Origin of the sequence: Zobellella denitrificans (assembly GCF_002237365.1) — a bacterium.
Taxonomy (GTDB): domain Bacteria; phylum Pseudomonadota; class Gammaproteobacteria; order Enterobacterales; family Aeromonadaceae; genus Oceanimonas; species Oceanimonas denitrificans.
Map to the genome: position 1 here is coordinate 1 of NZ_NMUO01000167.1, position 2,564 is coordinate 2,564.

Annotated in this window: 2 protein-coding genes and 1 pseudogene; 1 reads left to right on the forward strand and 2 read right to left on the reverse strand. The window is 70.1% G+C overall.

Annotation, left to right across the window (positions count from 1 at the left end):
* Together CGX12_RS19985 and CGX12_RS19025 are read right to left on the reverse strand one after the other, a co-directional pair.
* Positions 1–317 (reverse strand): annotated as a pseudogene (locus CGX12_RS19985) (hypothetical protein); the annotation flags it as partial.
* A 10-nt stretch (positions 318–327) separates the two neighbouring features.
* Positions 328–972, reverse strand: a complete 645-nt coding sequence (locus CGX12_RS19025) for an ABC transporter ATP-binding protein (RefSeq protein ID WP_217898215.1) — start codon at positions 970–972, stop codon at positions 328–330.
* A gap of 280 nt (positions 973–1,252) precedes the next feature.
* Here CGX12_RS19025 and CGX12_RS19030 point away from each other — a divergent pair.
* Positions 1,253–2,564 (forward strand): thymidine phosphorylase family protein (locus tag CGX12_RS19030; protein WP_094041438.1); only part of this gene is annotated, 1,312 nt, incomplete at its 3' end.

Here is a 2,564-nt window from a genome sequence, read left to right on the forward strand (position 1 = left end):
CCGACTACCATAGCAACGGCACGCCCCCGTCCAGCGGCCGGCGTCCCCGGGTGTGACACAGGGCCCTCCCCCGCCGCCACCCCGGGCAGCCGGGCCACCCGCTCCAGCACGGCCCGGGGCGCCCGCTTCACCGGTGCGAACAGCTCCGCCAGCCGGTAGCGCTGGTAATAGTCCTGCCGGGTCTGCTCCAGGGAGTTGACCAGGCCGTCCATCATCACCTGCAGCATCACCCCCATGGCGATCACCAGGCCGATGGCCAGGGCCTGGCCCCGGACCCGCCACAGATCCCGGCCCAGCTTGCGATCGAGCGCTTTCATCACGGCATCCTCACCATTCGATCTCCTCGGCGCCGCAGGGGTCAGGGTTGGTCTCCACCGCCCGGATGGCGCCGTCGGCGAAGTGGATCACCCGGTGCGCCATGGCGGCGGTGGCGGCGGCGTGGGTCACGATAAGCACCGTGGTGCCGAGCTCGCGATTCACCTGCTGCAACACCCGCAGCACGGCGCGACCGGTCTGGCTGTCGAGGGCACCGGTGGGCTCGTCGCAAAACAGCACCGTCGGCCGCTTGGCGACGGCGCGGGCGATGGCCACCCGCTGCTGCTCGCCACCGGAGAGCTGGGCGGGAAAGTGATCGGCCCGCGCCGCCAGCCCCACCATGGCCAGGGCCTCGCCCGCGTCCAGCGGCTGCTCGGCGATGTCGGTGACCAGCTCGACGTTCTCCCGGGCGGTCAGGCTGGGCATCAGGTTGTAGAGCTGGAACACAAAGCCCACATGGCGCCGCCGGTAGCGGGTGAGGCGGGCCTCGTCCATGGCGGTCAGCTCCCGTTCGAAGAACCAGATCCGGCCGCCGCTGGGGGCGTCGAGCCCGCCGAGCAGGTTCAGCAGGGTGGACTTGCCGCTGCCGGAGGGGCCCAGCAACACCACCAGCTCCCCCGCGGGCAGCGTCAGCTCCACCCCGCGCAGGGCGTACACCGCCGAGGGCCCGCTGCCGTAGACCTTGGTCAGGCCCTAGGTGCGATAGACCGGCAGGCGGGGATCCGGAGATGGGGGCATGTTGCGGCTCTCGCGTAAAAAGCTCCATTGAACAAGAGCCTAAGCGCTGTTGCGCCCCTTCGCCATGATCCGGACGGGCAGCGGGGCCTGAAAATCCGGCGCCCGCCGCGGCCGCCGGGCACGAGTCCCGGGGGCGCGCTAGGCTTGTAGGAGAGACTGCTCCCCTACTGCCCCGGCAGCCCAGCCGAAGGTATTTGCCATGACCGAACCTCATGCCCTGATCGCCGTCGAAATGGGGATAGACACCCACCAGGAGCCCGTGGTGTTCCTGCGGGCCGACTGCGAGGTGTGCCGCGCCGAAGGCTTCAATGCCAACACCCGCCTGCAGTTGAGCCTGGGCGAGCGCGCCATCATCGCCACCCTCAACGTGGTCACCGAGGCGGTACTGCCGCCCGGCCGGGTGGGCTTTTCGCGCATTGCCTGGCAGCGCCTGGGGCTCAAGGGCGGCGAGGCGGTGACCCTGAGCCACGCCCCGGTGCTGCATTCCATGAGCGCGGTACGCAAGAAGATCTACGGCCATGCCCTCTCGGCCCGGGAAATCGACGACATCATCCAGGACATCAGCGCCCACCGCTATTCCGACATGCAGATCGCCAGCTTCGTCACCGCCTGCGTCGACCGGCTCGATAGCGGGGAGATCATCGCCCTCACCCGGGCCATGGTGGCCAGCGGCAAGTGCCTGAGCTGGCCGGACAAACCGCAGGTGCTCGACAAGCACTGCATCGGCGGCGTGCCCGGCAACCGCACCACCCCCATAGTGGTGGCCATCGCCAGCGCGGCCGGGCTGACGATGCCCAAGACCTCGTCCCGCGCCATCACCTCCCCCTCCGGTACCGCCGACACCATGGAGGTGCTGACCAATGTGCACCTCGGCCTGGATCAGATCCAGGCCACGGTCGCCCAGGTAAACGCCTGCCTGGCCTGGGGTGGGGCCGTCAACCTGAGCCCGGCGGACGACATGCTGATCCGTATCGAACACGCACTGGACGTGGACGGCGAGGGCCAGATGGTGGCCTCGGTGCTGTCCAAGAAGCTGGCCGCCGGCTCCACCCACGTGCTGATCGACATTCCGGTGGGCCCCACCGCCAAGGTGCGCAGCCAGCCCCAGGCCCGGCACCTGGCGCACCTGTTCGACACCGTGGGCAAGGCGCTGGGGCTCAGGCTGCGCTGCCTGACCACCAGGGGGGAAGAGGCCATCGGCTACGGCATCGGTCCGGCCCAGGAGGCACTGGACATCCTCGCCGTGCTCAACAACGCGCCCCAGGCGCCCGCCGATCTGCGCGAACGGGCGCTGTTCCTTACCGGCCACCTGCTCAACATGGCCAGCGGGGAAGAGCTGGCCGCCGCCATCGCCCGCGCCCGGGAACTGCTCGCCTCCGGCAAGGCCTGGGTCCAGTTCCAGCGCATCTGCGCCGCCCAGGGCGGGCTCAAGGCCATTCCCCAGGCGGCCTTCCGGCTGGAGCTGGGCGCCGGCCACAGCGGCACCCTGCTGGCCATGGACAACCGCCGCC